15 protein-coding genes are annotated in these 12,384 nt (G+C 68.7%); 4 read left to right on the top strand and 11 right to left on the bottom strand.

Annotated features, from left to right (window positions below):
• The first annotated feature begins 55 nt into the window (after positions 1 to 55).
• The 4 genes from prmC (at position 56) to PA6_RS13540 (ending at position 3,032) form a co-directional block, all read left to right on the top strand.
• Positions 56 to 886, top strand: coding sequence for a peptide chain release factor N(5)-glutamine methyltransferase (gene prmC / locus PA6_RS13555; RefSeq protein WP_021701499.1), 831 nt, complete (start codon positions 56 to 58; stop codon positions 884 to 886).
• The gene (locus PA6_RS13550) at positions 883 to 1,644 is read left to right on the top strand and encodes a molybdopterin-synthase adenylyltransferase MoeB (protein WP_021701498.1); all 762 of its coding nucleotides are present in this window, start codon (positions 883 to 885) and stop codon (positions 1,642 to 1,644) included. The genes prmC and PA6_RS13550 overlap by 4 nt, the downstream gene beginning before the upstream one ends.
• The gene (gene murI / locus PA6_RS13545; RefSeq protein ID WP_021701497.1) at positions 1,641 to 2,429 is read left to right on the top strand and encodes a glutamate racemase; all 789 of its coding nucleotides are present in this window, start codon (positions 1,641 to 1,643) and stop codon (positions 2,427 to 2,429) included. The genes PA6_RS13550 and murI overlap by 4 nt, the downstream gene beginning before the upstream one ends.
• A gap of 90 nt (positions 2,430 to 2,519) precedes the next feature.
• Positions 2,520 to 3,032 (top strand): acyloxyacyl hydrolase, encoded by a 513-nt coding sequence (locus tag PA6_RS13540; protein WP_021701496.1) that lies wholly within the window; start codon positions 2,520 to 2,522, stop codon positions 3,030 to 3,032.
• Positions 3,033 to 3,087: 55 nt separating this feature from the next.
• Here the strand turns inward: PA6_RS13540 and PA6_RS13535 are convergent, their stop codons facing one another.
• The 11 genes from PA6_RS13535 to PA6_RS13485 form a co-directional block, all read right to left on the bottom strand.
• A complete protein-coding gene (locus PA6_RS13535; protein WP_043216678.1) occupies positions 3,088 to 3,393 on the bottom strand; it encodes a YkgJ family cysteine cluster protein in 306 nt (101 codons plus the stop codon).
• A 60-nt stretch (positions 3,394 to 3,453) separates the two neighbouring features.
• Positions 3,454 to 3,921 (bottom strand): outer membrane lipoprotein, encoded by a 468-nt coding sequence (locus tag PA6_RS13530; RefSeq protein WP_021701494.1) that lies wholly within the window; start codon positions 3,919 to 3,921, stop codon positions 3,454 to 3,456.
• A 98-nt stretch (positions 3,922 to 4,019) separates the two neighbouring features.
• Positions 4,020 to 4,544: a DUF2878 domain-containing protein gene (locus PA6_RS13525; RefSeq protein WP_021701493.1), complete on the bottom strand. Its 525-nt coding sequence runs from the start codon at positions 4,542 to 4,544 to the stop codon at positions 4,020 to 4,022.
• A 62-nt stretch (positions 4,545 to 4,606) separates the two neighbouring features.
• Positions 4,607 to 5,881, bottom strand: a complete 1,275-nt coding sequence (locus tag PA6_RS13520) for an SAM-dependent methyltransferase (RefSeq protein ID WP_021701492.1) — start codon at positions 5,879 to 5,881, stop codon at positions 4,607 to 4,609.
• Positions 5,868 to 6,659, bottom strand: a complete 792-nt coding sequence (locus PA6_RS13515; RefSeq protein WP_021701491.1) for a DUF1365 domain-containing protein — start codon at positions 6,657 to 6,659, stop codon at positions 5,868 to 5,870. The genes PA6_RS13520 and PA6_RS13515 overlap by 14 nt, the downstream gene beginning before the upstream one ends.
• Positions 6,656 to 7,903, bottom strand: a complete 1,248-nt coding sequence (locus PA6_RS13510; protein WP_021701490.1) for an NAD(P)/FAD-dependent oxidoreductase — start codon at positions 7,901 to 7,903, stop codon at positions 6,656 to 6,658. The genes PA6_RS13515 and PA6_RS13510 overlap by 4 nt, the downstream gene beginning before the upstream one ends.
• Positions 7,900 to 8,658: an SDR family NAD(P)-dependent oxidoreductase gene (locus tag PA6_RS13505; protein ID WP_021701489.1), complete on the bottom strand. Its 759-nt coding sequence runs from the start codon at positions 8,656 to 8,658 to the stop codon at positions 7,900 to 7,902. Before PA6_RS13505 ends, PA6_RS13510 begins: the two co-directional genes overlap by 4 nt.
• The gene (locus PA6_RS13500; RefSeq protein WP_021701488.1) at positions 8,655 to 9,077 is read right to left on the bottom strand and encodes a nuclear transport factor 2 family protein; all 423 of its coding nucleotides are present in this window, start codon (positions 9,075 to 9,077) and stop codon (positions 8,655 to 8,657) included. The genes PA6_RS13505 and PA6_RS13500 overlap by 4 nt, the downstream gene beginning before the upstream one ends.
• Positions 9,070 to 10,509 carry a deoxyribodipyrimidine photo-lyase gene (gene phrB, locus PA6_RS13495; protein WP_021701487.1) on the bottom strand — a complete coding sequence of 480 codons (1,440 nt, stop codon included), beginning with the start codon at positions 10,507 to 10,509 and terminating at the stop codon, positions 9,070 to 9,072. Before phrB ends, PA6_RS13500 begins: the two co-directional genes overlap by 8 nt.
• Positions 10,497 to 11,429 carry a MerR family transcriptional regulator gene (locus tag PA6_RS13490; protein WP_021701486.1) on the bottom strand — a complete coding sequence of 311 codons (933 nt, stop codon included), beginning with the start codon at positions 11,427 to 11,429 and terminating at the stop codon, positions 10,497 to 10,499. The genes phrB and PA6_RS13490 overlap by 13 nt, the downstream gene beginning before the upstream one ends.
• Positions 11,426 to 12,370, bottom strand: coding sequence for a YbgA family protein (locus PA6_RS13485; RefSeq protein ID WP_021701485.1), 945 nt, complete (start codon positions 12,368 to 12,370; stop codon positions 11,426 to 11,428). The genes PA6_RS13490 and PA6_RS13485 overlap by 4 nt, the downstream gene beginning before the upstream one ends.
• Positions 12,371 to 12,384: the final 14 nt, after the last annotated feature.

The following is a 12,384-nucleotide window of genomic DNA, read 5'->3' as shown; positions in this document are numbered from 1 at the left end:
GCCCTCTCCCCCAGCCCCTCTCCCATAAATGGGAGAGGGGAGAGGAGACCTCCGCATGGCCACCATCCAATCCCTGCTCGACAGCGCCGACCTGCCCGCCTCGCCGACGGCGCGGCTGGATGCCGAGTTGTTGCTGGCCGCCGCCCTGGGCAAGCCGCGCAGCTACCTGCGCACCTGGCCCGAGCATGAGCCGGGTGCCGAACAGCTGGCCGCTTTCGCTGCCCTGCTCGAACGCCGCCGCGCCGGTGAGCCGGTGGCCTATATCCTCGGTCACCAGGGCTTCTGGAGCCTGGACCTGGAGGTCGCGCCGCACACCCTGATTCCCCGCCCCGACACCGAGCTGCTGGTGGAAACCGCCCTGCAGCTGGCGCCCGCCACCCCGCAGCGGGTACTCGACCTGGGCACCGGCAGCGGCGCCATCGCCTTGGCCCTGGCCAGCGAGCGTGGCGGCTGGCAGGTGATCGGAGTGGATCGCATCGCCGAGGCGGTGGCGCTGGCCGAGCGCAATCGCCAGCGCCTCAAGCTGGGCAACGCCGGGTTTCGCCAGAGCAGCTGGTTCGACGGCCTGGCCGGCGAGCGCTTCGGCCTGATCCTCAGCAACCCGCCCTACATTGCCGCGGACGACCGCCATCTGGGCGAGGGCGATGTGCGCTTCGAGCCTCTCAGCGCGCTGGTGGCCGGCGTCGACGGGCTGGACGATATCCGCCAGATCATCGCCCAGGCGCCCCGGCATCTGCAGGCCGGCGGCTGGCTGCTGCTGGAGCATGGTTATGATCAGGCCGAGGCGGTGCGCGAGCTGCTGGCCGCTGCCGGTTTCACCGCCGTGGACAGCCGCCGCGACCTCGGCGGCCACCAACGCATTTCCCTGGGACGATGGACGCCATGAGCCTGGAACTGAACGACGACGAGCTGCTGCGCTACAGCCGGCAGATACTGCTGCCGCAGATCGATGTGGCCGGGCAGCTGAAGCTGAAAGCGAGCCGCGTGCTGATCGTCGGCCTCGGTGGCCTGGGTTCGCCGGTGGCCCTGTACCTGGCCGCCGCCGGTGTCGGCGAGCTGCACCTGGCGGACTTCGACACGGTCGACCTGACCAATCTGCAGCGCCAGGTGTTGCACGACAGCCGTCAGATCGGCGTGAGCAAGGTCGATTCGGCCATTGCGCGCCTGACTGCCATCAATCCTCAGATCAGGCTGCTGCCGCACCGTGCGGCACTGGACGAGGACTCGCTGGCCGCCGCCGTGGCCGCAGTCGACCTGGTGCTGGACTGCTCGGACAACTTCACCACCCGCGAGGCGGTCAATGCCGCCTGCGTGGCTGCCGGCAAGCCGCTGGTGTCCGGCGCGGCAATCCGCCTGGAGGGCCAGCTCGCGGTGTTCGACCCGCGCGATGCGGCCAGCCCCTGCTACCACTGCCTGTATGGCCATGGCAGCGAGGCCGAGCTGACCTGCAGCGAGGCTGGCGTGGTCGGCCCGCTGGTGGGCCTGGTCGGCAGCCTGCAGGCACTGGAGGCGCTCAAGCTGCTGGCCGGTTTCGGCGAGCCGCTGGTCGGTCGCCTGCTGCTGATCGATGCGCTGGGCTCGCGCTTCCGCGAGCTTCGGGTCAAGCGCGATGCAGCGTGCAGCGTGTGCGCAGGGCGGCCATGAGCCAGGCACCGATCGGCGTGTTCGACTCCGGCGTTGGCGGCCTCTCGGTGCTGCGCGAGATCCGCGCGCGCCTGCCGCATGAGTCGCTGTTGTACGTGGCCGACAGCGGCCATGTGCCCTACGGCGAGAAGAGCGCGGAGTTCATCCGCGCGCGCAGCCAGCACATCGCCGAGTTTCTCCTCGGCCAGGGCGCCAAGGCGCTGGTGCTGGCCTGCAATACCGCGACCGCCGCGGCGGTGGCCGAGTTGCGCGAGCGCTACCCCGTATTGCCCATCGTCGGCATGGAGCCGGCGGTCAAGCCGGCCGCGGCGGCGACCCGCAGCGGCGTGGTCGGCGTGCTGGCCACCACCGGTACGCTGAAGAGTGCTAAGTTTGCCGCGCTGCTGGATCGTTTCGCCGCCGACGTGCGGGTGATCACCCAGCCCTGCCCGGGGTTGGTCGAGCAGATCGAGGCCGGGGAGCTCGACAGCACGCGCACCCGCGCGCTGCTGCAGGGCTGGGTCGAGCCGCTGCTGGCCGAGGGCTGCGACACGCTGATCCTTGGCTGCACCCACTACCCTTTCATCAAGCCGCTGCTGCGCGAGCTGGTGCCGGCGTCCGTCAGCCTGGTCGATACCGGCGCGGCGGTGGCGCGGCGCCTGGAACAGTTGCTGGCCGAGCGCGGCCTGCTGGCCGCGGAGGGTGAGGGCGGTGCGCAGTTCTGGTCCAGCGCCGCGCCGGAACAGCTGGCCCGGGTGTTGCCGGCGCTCTGGGGCGAGGCCCCGGCGGTGCTGGCGCTGCCCTGAAGGCGGGGCGGCGGCTTTCCTTCGGGGCGGCAATTTCTATACTCTTTTGTGCGCCTTTATCGCCGTTTCATTTCCGTACAGGACGTAAAAATGAAAAAGATCCTTTCTCTGGCCGCTGCGGCGGCCCTTGCGCTGGGGAGCCTGTCCGCGCAGGCCGTGGACTTCACCGCCGCCATCGGTCAGAGCGGCGACTCCAACATGGTCTACCGCCTCGGTGCCCAGTGGAACTGGGACACCAGCTGGTGGCAAAGCAGTGTCGGCCGCCTGACCGGCTACTGGGATGCCGGCTACACCTACTGGGACGGTGACGAGACGTCGAGCAACCACAGCCTGTCGTTCAGCCCGGTATTTGTCTACGAGTTCGCCGGCGAGAGCGTGCAGCCCTACATCGAGGCCGGTATCGGCGTCGCCGCCTTCGCCGATACCGACCTGGAAGACAACGACCTGGGCTCGTCCTTCCAGTTCGAGGATCGTCTCGGTGCCGGCCTGCGTTTCTCCGGCCAGGAGGTCGGCATTCGCGCGCTGCACTACTCCAACGCGGGTATCAAGCAGCCCAACGACGGCGTCGAAGCCTACACCCTGCATTACCGCACGAGCTTCTAAGCAACACGGGATGTGATAAAGCCGGGCCTGGGCCCGGCTTTTTTGTGGCTGATGTTCAGCGGTAGATGGCGGTCATGCCCTGGCGCTCGTCACGGCACTCGGCCGAGCCCATCTCGAATTCGCGGCAGATCAGCGGGCGCACCTCATAGATGGTGCAGCGCATGCTGTCGCGGTCCAGCGCTGCGCACCAGCCGTCGTCCAGGCGGTGCATCACTTCGCCGCCCCAGGCGTCGGTGGTGATGAAGCGCTGCGGTACGCCGGTCTTGGTGATCAGCATGACTTCCAGCTGACAGCAGCAGGCCGCGCAGTTGCTGCAGCTGGCATCGTCGGCTGGAAGTTGCAGGTGGGGAATGGTGCTCATGGCCGCGCAGTGTACGGCAGTCCCGCGCGGCCTGCTCATCCGGCCGACCACGGCCATGCCTTACAGGGTGACGCGACTGGCGCCGTTGACTGAGGCGATGCGCACGCGGTCGCCGACGCGGAACTGCTGGGCTGGGTCGACCTCCTGCACATAGGCGCGCAGGTTGCCGTCGTCCTCGCGCACGGTGATCTCCACACCCTGGCTGCGCGTCAGGCCTTCCTCGGCTGCCGCCCCGGCCATGCCGCCGGCTACGCCGCCGAGCACGGTGGCAATGCTGCTGCCACGGCCGCCGCCGACTCCGCTGCCGGCAATACCGCCCACCGCGGCGCCGGCGATGGCACCGATCGGCGTGCGGGTGCCTTCGATCTGTACCGGGCGCAGCGACTCGATGGTGCCCAGGCGCACCGTCTGCACGGCGCGGGCATCGGCGCGCGAATAGGTGGAACCGTTGAGGTTGGAGGCGCAGCCGCTCAGCAGCAGAACGGTGCTCAGGCTGGCAGTCAGCAGCAGGGTCGGGAAGCGTTGCATGGCTAGGTCCTCGTGGACATCTTGGAGATGGCTACAGAGTACGTGCCGCTCGCTGAACGCCTGCTGAACCCTGGCTGAACCGTTGCTGAACGTGCTGATCAGCCGATCTGGCGGGCACGCAGCCGGTACACCCCCGCGAATCCGTGCACCACCAGCATCACCGCCGCCCAGACTGCCGAGAGCAGCAGCAGGGTCGGCCATTGCCCCAGGGGCAGGCCGACGTCCGCCAGGCGCGCGCCGGCCAGGTAGGACAGCGGCCCGGCCAGCGCGCCGAGCAGGCTGCTCAGCCACCAGGGGCGGGCGCTCCAGGCCAGGCTGTGATTCAGCGTGGTGGCAAACAGCGCCCACAGCAGGGCGAGCCAGACCGGCAACAGAGGGCTGTCGCCGACGAAGTCGAACACGCCGAGGTTGAGCAGGAAGCTGTCCAGCGCGCAGCCGAACAGCGTCACGCTGGCCACCAGGCGGCCCTCGGTGCGCCAGCTGGCGACCCAGAGGAAATGCGCGACCAGGCAGGCCAGGGCCACCGCCAGCAGCCAGGGGTGCCGGGCGCCGAAGATGCAGGCGAACCAGCCGACCTGGAACAGCACGGCGTTGAGAATCAGCGAGCGGGGAGCGGTGAGCATGGGCAGCGAGGCTCTGCGTGGCGGGGAGGGCCCTCTCCCCGTGCAGGGAGAGGGGCGTGGGCTCAGGCGCCGAAGTGGCCGAGCAGCGGCGCCGGGCGCGCGCCGGGCTTGGCCAGCAGCAGCTGGGCGGTGCCGATGGTGCGTTCGAGGAAGCCGCCCTCGCAGTAGCACAGGTAGAACTCCCACAGGCGGTAGAAGTAGTCGTCGTAGCCGATCTGCTCCAGGCGATGACGGGCCTGGCGCAGGTTGTCGTGCCACAGGCGCAGGGTGCGCGCGTAGTGCAGGCCGAAGTCCTCCATGTGATGCAGGTTGAGGTCGGTCTCGGTGCTGATCACCTGCAACATCTTGTTCACCGAGGGCAGGGCGCCGCCGGGGAAGATGTAGCGCTGGATGAAGTCCACCGACTTGCGCGCCTGCTCGTAGCGCTGGTCGCGGATGGTGATGGCCTGCAGCAGCATCAGCCCGTCGTCCTTGAGCAGGTGCGCGCACTGCTTGAAATAGGTGGGCAGGAAGCGATGGCCGACGGCCTCGATCATCTCGATCGACACCAGCTTGTCGTACTGGCCCCGCAGGTCGCGGTAGTCCTCCAGCAGCAAGGTCACGCGGTCTTCCAGGCCCTGTTCGGCGATGCGCTGGCGGGTGTACTCGTACTGCTGGCGCGACAGGGTGGTGGTGGTCACGCGGCAGCCATAGTGGCTGGCGGCATACAGGGCCATGCTGCCCCAGCCCGTGCCGATTTCCAGCAGGTGGTCTTCGGGCTTGAGGTCGAGCTTCTGGCAGATGCGCTCGAGCTTGTTCAGCTGTGCCTGTTCCAGCGTGTCGTCGGCGCCCTGGAACATGGCCGCCGAGTACATCATGGTCGGGTCGAGGAACTGCTCGAACAGCTCGTTGCCCAGGTCATAGTGGGCGGCGATGTTCTTGCGCGAGCCCTGCCGGGTGTTGCGGTTGAGCCAGTGCAGGCCCTGCAGCAGCGGCCGGCCGAGCAGGGCCAGGCCGCGCTCCATGCCATCCAGCACATCGAGGTTGGCGACGAAGATGCGGATCACCGCGGTCAGGTCCGGCGTGGTCCAGTAGCCGTGGATGTAGGCCTCGCCAGCGCCGATCGAGCCGTTGCCGGCGACCATCGCCCAGACGGCGGCATCCTGTACCTGGATTTCCGCGTGCAGCACCGAGCCGGCCCGGCCGAAGGTCTGCCGCTCGCCATCCTCGATGATCGCCAGCTGGCCATGGTGCAGCTGGCCGAGCTGGCGCAGCACGGCGCGTTTGAGCAGGCTGGCGCCAATACCGTTGCCGGCGCGCACGCTGGTTTTCGCGGAGGTAAGGTCAGGACTCTTCATGGCGGGGCTCCAGATGGGCGCTGCGGAATTCTCCGTCCGCGGCGCTGTGGGAAAAGATCGGGGTGCGTTTGAGCAGCAGGCGCAGCGCCTGCCAGTAGATGCCAAGCACGGTCTTGGCGCTCATCCAGGGAAAGGCCAGCAGGTGGCGATGCAGGCTGGCGCGGTTGAGTTCGACACGGCTCAGGCCGAGGCCGGCCTCGAACAGCTTGTCGGCGCCCTGCCAGTCCTCCATGTGCACCATCAGGCGCTCGCCGGGCTGGCTGTAGCGCATGCGGTATTCCAGTTCACGCGGCAGGAAGGGCGAGACGTGGAAGCTCTTGGCCACGCGGTGGCGCGATTCGCCTTCGGCGTGGGTCGGCAGCACGTAGTGGTAGCGTTCGCGCCAGGGCGTGTTGCTGACTTCGCAGAGGATCGCCACCAGCCGCTCCTGCTCGTCGAAGCAGTAGAAGAAGCTGGCCGGATTGAACGCCAGGCCCCAGCTGCGTGGTTGCGCCAGCAGGCAGATGCGCCCGCGCGGCGCCTCGCCCAGGGCGCGCGCCACGCACTGGCGCACGGCGTCGGCGAGGGCCACGCCCCGGGTGGTGAACTGCGGCAGGAAATCCGTTTCGCGCAGGGTGAAGGGCGCCCAGCGCGAGTGACCGGCCAGCGGCGACAGACCGAGCACGGCATCGCGCTCGGCCAGGTCGAGGTAGAGCAGGCCGATGCGATAGCGGAAGGCGTGGCCACGCGGCAGATGCCGCCGATGGCTCACCCAGCCCTGGTACAGCGCACTGTTCACAGGCGCTCCCCGAAGGCTTCGGCGACGCGCAGGGCGCTGACCACGCCGTCCTCATGGAAGCCGTTGGCCCAGTAGGCGCCGCAGTAGTAGCTGTGCTGTTCGCCGAGCAGTTCCTGCCAGCGTGCCTGGGCGCGCAGGCCGTCGAGGCTGTATTGCGGGTGGGCGTAGCGGTAGCGGCCGAGGATGTGCGCCGGGTCGATGGCGTCGGTCTGGTTGAGGCTGACGCAGAAGGTGGTCGCGCTGCGGATGCCCTGCAGGATGTTCATGTTGTAGGTCACCGCCGCCGGTTGGCCCACCGGCCCGCCGAGGCGGTAGTTCCAGCTGGCCCAGGCCAGCGGCCGCTTGGGCAGCAGGCGCGTGTCGGTGTGCAGCACCACGTCGTTGTCGGCGTAGCGCAGTGCGCCGAGGATGTCGCGTTCGGCGGCGCTCGGCGTGGCCAGCAGGGCCAGCGCCTGGTCGCTGTGGCAGGCGAACACCACCTTGTCGAAACGCTCGACGCCGGCCGCGCTGTGCAGGGTGACGCCTTCGGCATCACGCTCCACGCGCTGCACCGGGCAGTTCAGGCGGATGTGTTCGGCGAAGCCGGCACTCAGCGGCGCCACGTAGCTGCGCGAGCCGCCGGAAATGACCCGCCACTGCGGGCGATCGCTGACCGATAGCAGGCCGTGGTTCTTGAAGAAGCGCACGAAGAACTGCAGGGGGAACTGCAGCATGTCGGCCAGCGACATGGACCAGATCGCCGCGCCCATCGGCACGATGTAGTGGTCGATGAAGCGCTGGCCATAGCCGCGCTGCTGCAGGTACTGGCCGAGCGTCAGGTCGGCGGCGATGCGCTGTTCGGCGAGGTCGAACTGGGCCTCGCGGTTGAAGCGCAGGATGTCGCGCAGCATGCCCCAGAAGGCCGGGCGCAACAGGTTGCTGCGCTGGGCGAAGAGGCTGTTGAGGTTGTTGCCGTTGTATTCGGCGCCGCTGGCCGGGTCATGCACCGAGAAGCTCATCTCGGTGGGTTGCGAGGCGACGCCGAGCTGGTCCAGCAGGCGGATGAAGTTGGGGTAGGTCCAGTCGTTGAACACGATGAAGCCGGTGTCGATGGCGAAGGGCTGGCCCTGCACCTCGACATCCACCGTATGGGTATGGCCGCCGACCCAGTCACTGGCCTCGAACAGGGTGATCTGGTGCTGGCGCTGCAGCAGGTAGGCGCAGGTCAGGCCGGCGATGCCGCTGCCGACGATGGCGATTTTCATGAGTGCGATTCCGTGCGGGAGAGTCGTTTGCCCAGTGCCAGCTGCAGGCCCTTGGGCAGGCTGCCGAGCAGGCGCAGGATGGCGATGAAGGGACCGGGGAAGGCGATGTGGTAGGGCTGCCGGTCCAGTTTCAGGGCGATGTGCCGCGCGGCCTTTTCCACCGGCCAGCGCATCGGCATGGGGAAGTCGTTCTTCTGCGTCAGCGGGGTGTCGACGAAGCCGGGGCTGACCAGGGTGACGGCGATGCCTTCGGCGGCCAGGTCGACGCGCAGGGTGTCGAACAGGTAGCTCATGGCCGCCTTGGACGCGCCGTAGGCTTCGGCGCGCGGCAGCGGCAGGAAGGTCACCGAGCTGGACACCGCCACCAGGTGCGGGCGCTCGCCCTGGCGCAGCAGCGGCAGGGCGGCTTCCACGCAGTGGGCGGCGGAGAACAGGTTGGCGCGCATCACCCGCTCGACCATGGCGGCCTGGAAGTCCTGCACATCGACGTACTCGCAGGTGCCGGCGTTGAGGATGGCCTGATCCAGCGCGCCCCAGTGCTCGCCGATGCGTTCGCCAATGGCGCGCACCTGCTCGGGGTCGGTGAGGTCGCCGGGCGCCTGCAGCACCTGGCCGGGGTAGCGCTCGGCCAGCGCATGCAGGGCGCCGGCATTGCGCGCGCTGAGGGCCAGGCGGTGGCCCTGCTGCAACAGCACTTCGGCCAGGGCGGCGCCGATGCCGCTGCTGGCGCCGGTCAACCAGATACGTCTGCTCATGCCAACCTCCGTTTCAGCCAGGCGATGACGCCGCCCATCAGCGGCAAGTGTTCATAGAGCATGGCACCGGCGTCGAAATAGTCGCGGTGCTGGTAGACCTTGTCCCACCACAGCAGGTGCGAGCAGCCGTCGACGCTGATCGGCGCGCCGCCGCGCAGGCGCGGGTGGCGAAAGTGCATGGTCCAGCGCAGGTAGCCCTCGCCGTCGCACACCTGGTCGAAACCGTGGAAGTCGAAGTCGAGACGGCCGACGTTGGCATACATCTCGGCGAAGTAGCGTTGCAGCGCCGGCAGGCCGCGGACCTCGTGCAGCGGGTCGCGGAACAGCACGTCGTCGCTGTACAGCTCGCCCAGGCGCGCCAGGTTGCTGGCGTCGAGCGCGGCGAACTCGGTGGCGAAGCGACGCAGGAAATCAGACATCACTCATCTCCGCGGAAGGCAGGTTCTTGAAGGCCTGCAGCGCGCGTTCGCGCGAGCGGGCCAGATCGACGATGGGGCGCGGGTACTCGGCCATACCGAACAGGCCGCCCATGGCCGAAGGATCATGAATGTCGCGCTTGTTCAGCCCGGCGAGCTCCGGCACCCAGGTGCGGATGAAGTGGCCATCCGGGTCGAATTTCTGCGACTGGCTGATCGGGTTGAAGATGCGGAAGTAGGGCGCCGCATCGGTACCGGTGGAGGCGCTCCACTGCCAGCCGCCGTTGTTCGCGGCCAGGTCGCCGTCGATCAGGTGCTGCATGAAGAAGCGCTCACCCAGGCGCCAGTCGAGCAGCAGGTTCTTGGTGAAGAACATCGCCACCACCATGCGCAGGCGGTTGTGCATCCAGCCGGTGGCCAGCAGCTGGCGCATCGCCGCATCGACGATGGGGATGCCGGTACGGCCCTGCTGCCAGGCTTCCAGGTCCTTCGGTGCATCGCGCCACGGCACGGCCTCGGTCTCCAGGCGGAAGGCACGGTGCCGCGATACCCGCGGGTAGCCGACCAGGATGTGCTTGTAGAACTCGCGCCACAGCAGTTCATTGACCCAGCAGACCGCGCCGGGGTTGCCGCTGTCGAATTCGCCCTGGTTGATGCGCAGGGCGGCATGCAGGCACTGGCGCGGCGAGATCACGCCGGCGGCGAGGTAGGGCGACAACTGGCTGGTGCCATCGATGGCGGGAAAGTCGCGGCGCTCCTGGTACCAGGCCATGCGTTCCTCGGCGAAGTCGGCCAGGCGCCGCAGGGCCGCGTCCTCGCCCGCGGGCCAGAGCTCGCGCAGGGCCGGCGCGGGCGTGGCGAAGCCGTCCACTGCCAGCGGCAGCGGGTCGCTGGCGACGGGCAGCGCGGCCTGTGGCTGCGGCGTCGGCACCAGCGGCGGGATGGCGGTGTGCAGGTTGCGGTAGCAGGCCTTGCGGAACTGGCTGTAGACCTGAAAGTAGTTGCCGGCCTGGGTCAGCACGCTGCCGGGGGCGAAGAACAGCTGGTCCAGGCAGGACCGCAGATTCACGCCCTGCTGGCGCAGGTGCTGCTGCACGGCGCGGTCGCGCGCCTGCTCGTTGATGCCGTATTCCTCGTTGACCCACACGCAATCGATCGCCTGTTCGCGGCACAGCGCCCCGAGCACCTGCGGCGCGTCGCGCCAGTGCGGCGCCTGGCGCACCAGCAGCGGCACGTTGAGTGCGGCCAGCTGGGTGTGCAGGGCGGCCAGGTTGCGCAGCCAGAAGTCGACCTTGCATGCCGCATCGTCGTGCTCGCGCCACTGTTCGGGGCTGATCAGGTACACCGCCAGGGTCGGACCGGCAGCCATGGCGGCGCTCAGGGCGGTGTTGTCATGCAGGCGCAGGTCGCTGCGCAGCCAGATCAGCTGGCGCATGGGGCATCCTCCAGCAGGTCCAGTTCGCGCAGGCGCTGTTCGGCCTGCAGCGGATCGGCGGCAAGGTTGAGGCCCTGCAGCAGCTGGAGTTCATCGTGATGAATGGTGGCGGCGGGGCCGGCCAGCAGTAGCGGCACGGCGCAGGCTTCGGCCAGGCGCGGCAGCTGGTGGCGCAGCGGCGCGGCCAGGGCCTGCCCGGAGTACAGCAGCAGCGCGCGCGGCGCGATGTGGTCGACGGCCTGCACCAGCTCGCTGGGCGGCACCGTCCAGTCCAGCACCTGCACCGGGCAGCCGGCGCCGTTGAGCAGCCAGGCGCACAGCCAGAGGCCCGGTTCGAAGTGGCTGTCCGACAGGTTGACCAGCAGCAGCGGCGCGGCGCCACGCTGGCGATTGTCGTGATAGAGGCGGGCGCCGAGCTTGCTGCGCAGCCAGGAATGGCAGAACACCTGCTCCAGCTGCGCGCCGAACGGCAGGTCGTGCCAGCGCCGGTCCAGCTCGGCCAGCAGCGGCAGCAGCAGCTGGGCACAGAGCACGCCGGGCGGGTAGAGCGACTGGGCGCGGTTGAAGGCTTCATCCAGGCTGCGCTCGGCCTGGTGCGTGATGCTGTGCAGCATGGCCTGGCGCAGTTCGTCCCAGATACCGCTGACGATCATCTCGGGCGGCTCGTTCTGCTCCAGCAGCTCGCGTACCTGGCCGACGGCCACGCCACGGTTGAGCCAGGTCAGCACCTGGTGGATGCGCTCGATCTGCTCGGGCGCATACAGGCGATGACCCTTGGCCGTGCGGTAGGGCACCACCAGGCCATAGCGCCGCTCCCAGGCGCGCAGGGTGACCGGGTTGACCCCGGTGCCGCGCGCCACTTCACGGATCGGCAGGTAGCCCTGGGCCAGCGCCTGCTGGTAGTCGAGGGCCGCGCTCAAATCGAATTCCTCAGGCTGAGCGCGTCCGGATAGGGGCGCAGGTAGTCCTGGCGTGCGATGTAGGCGTCGGGGTGGCGGTTGAAGTGATGGCGCAGCAGGGTCAGCGGCACCACCAGTGGGATCACGCCGCCGCGGTACTGGGTGATCAGGTGCTGCAGTTCGGCGCGCTCGGCACTGCCCAGGTGCTGTTTCAGGTAGCCGCTCAGGTGCTGCAGCACATTGCTGTGGGTGCCGCGGGTGGCCGGGCGGCTCAGGGCGCTCATCAGCTCACGGAAATAGCGGGTGGCCAGCTCGTGCAGGTCCTGCTGGCCGAGGTGGCTCAGCAGACGACCAAGGGCCTTCTGCTGCTGCGGGTGGGTGGCCATCAGCAGGTATTTGTGGCGGGCGTGGAAGTCGATCAGCCCCTGACGGCTGATGCCATCGGCCAGCAGGCGCTGCCAGCGGGCGTGGACGAACACGCGGTTGAGGAAGTTTTCACGCAGCACCGGGTCGTGCAGGCGGCCTTCCTCTTCCAGCGGCAGCTCCGGGTAGCGGGCATGCAGGGCGGCGGCGAAGATGCCGCGGCTGCCTTTTTCGGCCAGATGACCGTTATCTCTGTACAGTTTTACCCGGTGCAGGCCGCAGGACGGTGATTTCTGCATCAGCACGAAGCCGCTGAGACCGGCCGGTACGCGATCGACCTGGGCACGCAGCGCCTCGCTGACGTCGCGATCCTGCTCCTGGGGCATCAGTGCGCGCGGCGCTTCCGGCTCGCCGACCAGGCGGATGGTCGGGCGCGGCGTGCCAAGACCCATGCCCATCTCCGGGCAGAGCGGAACCAGCTCGAAATGTTCGGCGAGCACCTCGGTGCACAGAGTCGAGCGCTTGTGTCCGCCGTTGTAGCGCACCGGCGCTCCGAGCAGGCAGGCGCTGATGCCGATTCTGATTTTGGCTTCGTTCATGGCAAGTTGTACAA

The sequence above is a fragment of the Aquipseudomonas alcaligenes NBRC 14159 genome (genome assembly GCF_000467105.1).
GTDB classification, from domain to species: domain Bacteria; phylum Pseudomonadota; class Gammaproteobacteria; order Pseudomonadales; family Pseudomonadaceae; genus Aquipseudomonas; species Aquipseudomonas alcaligenes.
Note: the sequence above shows the minus strand (reverse complement) of the source record. Positions and strands in the feature narration are given on the sequence as shown.

Coding starts and splice junctions, on each gene's coding strand:
- PA6_RS13505 (WP_021701489.1), bottom strand. CDS start 8,658: ATGAGCAGACGTATCTGGTTGACCGGCGCCAGCAGCGGCATCGGCGCC.
- prmC (WP_021701499.1), top strand. CDS start 56: ATGGCCACCATCCAATCCCTGCTCGACAGCGCCGACCTGCCCGCCTCG.
- PA6_RS13525 (WP_021701493.1), bottom strand. CDS start 4,544: ATGCTCACCGCTCCCCGCTCGCTGATTCTCAACGCCGTGCTGTTCCAG.
- phrB (WP_021701487.1), bottom strand. CDS start 10,509: ATGCGCCAGCTGATCTGGCTGCGCAGCGACCTGCGCCTGCATGACAAC.
- PA6_RS13535 (WP_043216678.1), bottom strand. CDS start 3,393: ATGAGCACCATTCCCCACCTGCAACTTCCAGCCGACGATGCCAGCTGC.
- PA6_RS13550 (WP_021701498.1), top strand. CDS start 883: ATGAGCCTGGAACTGAACGACGACGAGCTGCTGCGCTACAGCCGGCAG.
- PA6_RS13485 (WP_021701485.1), bottom strand. CDS start 12,370: ATGAACGAAGCCAAAATCAGAATCGGCATCAGCGCCTGCCTGCTCGGA.
- PA6_RS13530 (WP_021701494.1), bottom strand. CDS start 3,921: ATGCAACGCTTCCCGACCCTGCTGCTGACTGCCAGCCTGAGCACCGTT.
- murI (WP_021701497.1), top strand. CDS start 1,641: ATGAGCCAGGCACCGATCGGCGTGTTCGACTCCGGCGTTGGCGGCCTC.
- PA6_RS13510 (WP_021701490.1), bottom strand. CDS start 7,903: ATGAAAATCGCCATCGTCGGCAGCGGCATCGCCGGCCTGACCTGCGCC.
- PA6_RS13500 (WP_021701488.1), bottom strand. CDS start 9,077: ATGTCTGATTTCCTGCGTCGCTTCGCCACCGAGTTCGCCGCGCTCGAC.
- PA6_RS13540 (WP_021701496.1), top strand. CDS start 2,520: ATGAAAAAGATCCTTTCTCTGGCCGCTGCGGCGGCCCTTGCGCTGGGG.
- PA6_RS13520 (WP_021701492.1), bottom strand. CDS start 5,881: ATGAAGAGTCCTGACCTTACCTCCGCGAAAACCAGCGTGCGCGCCGGC.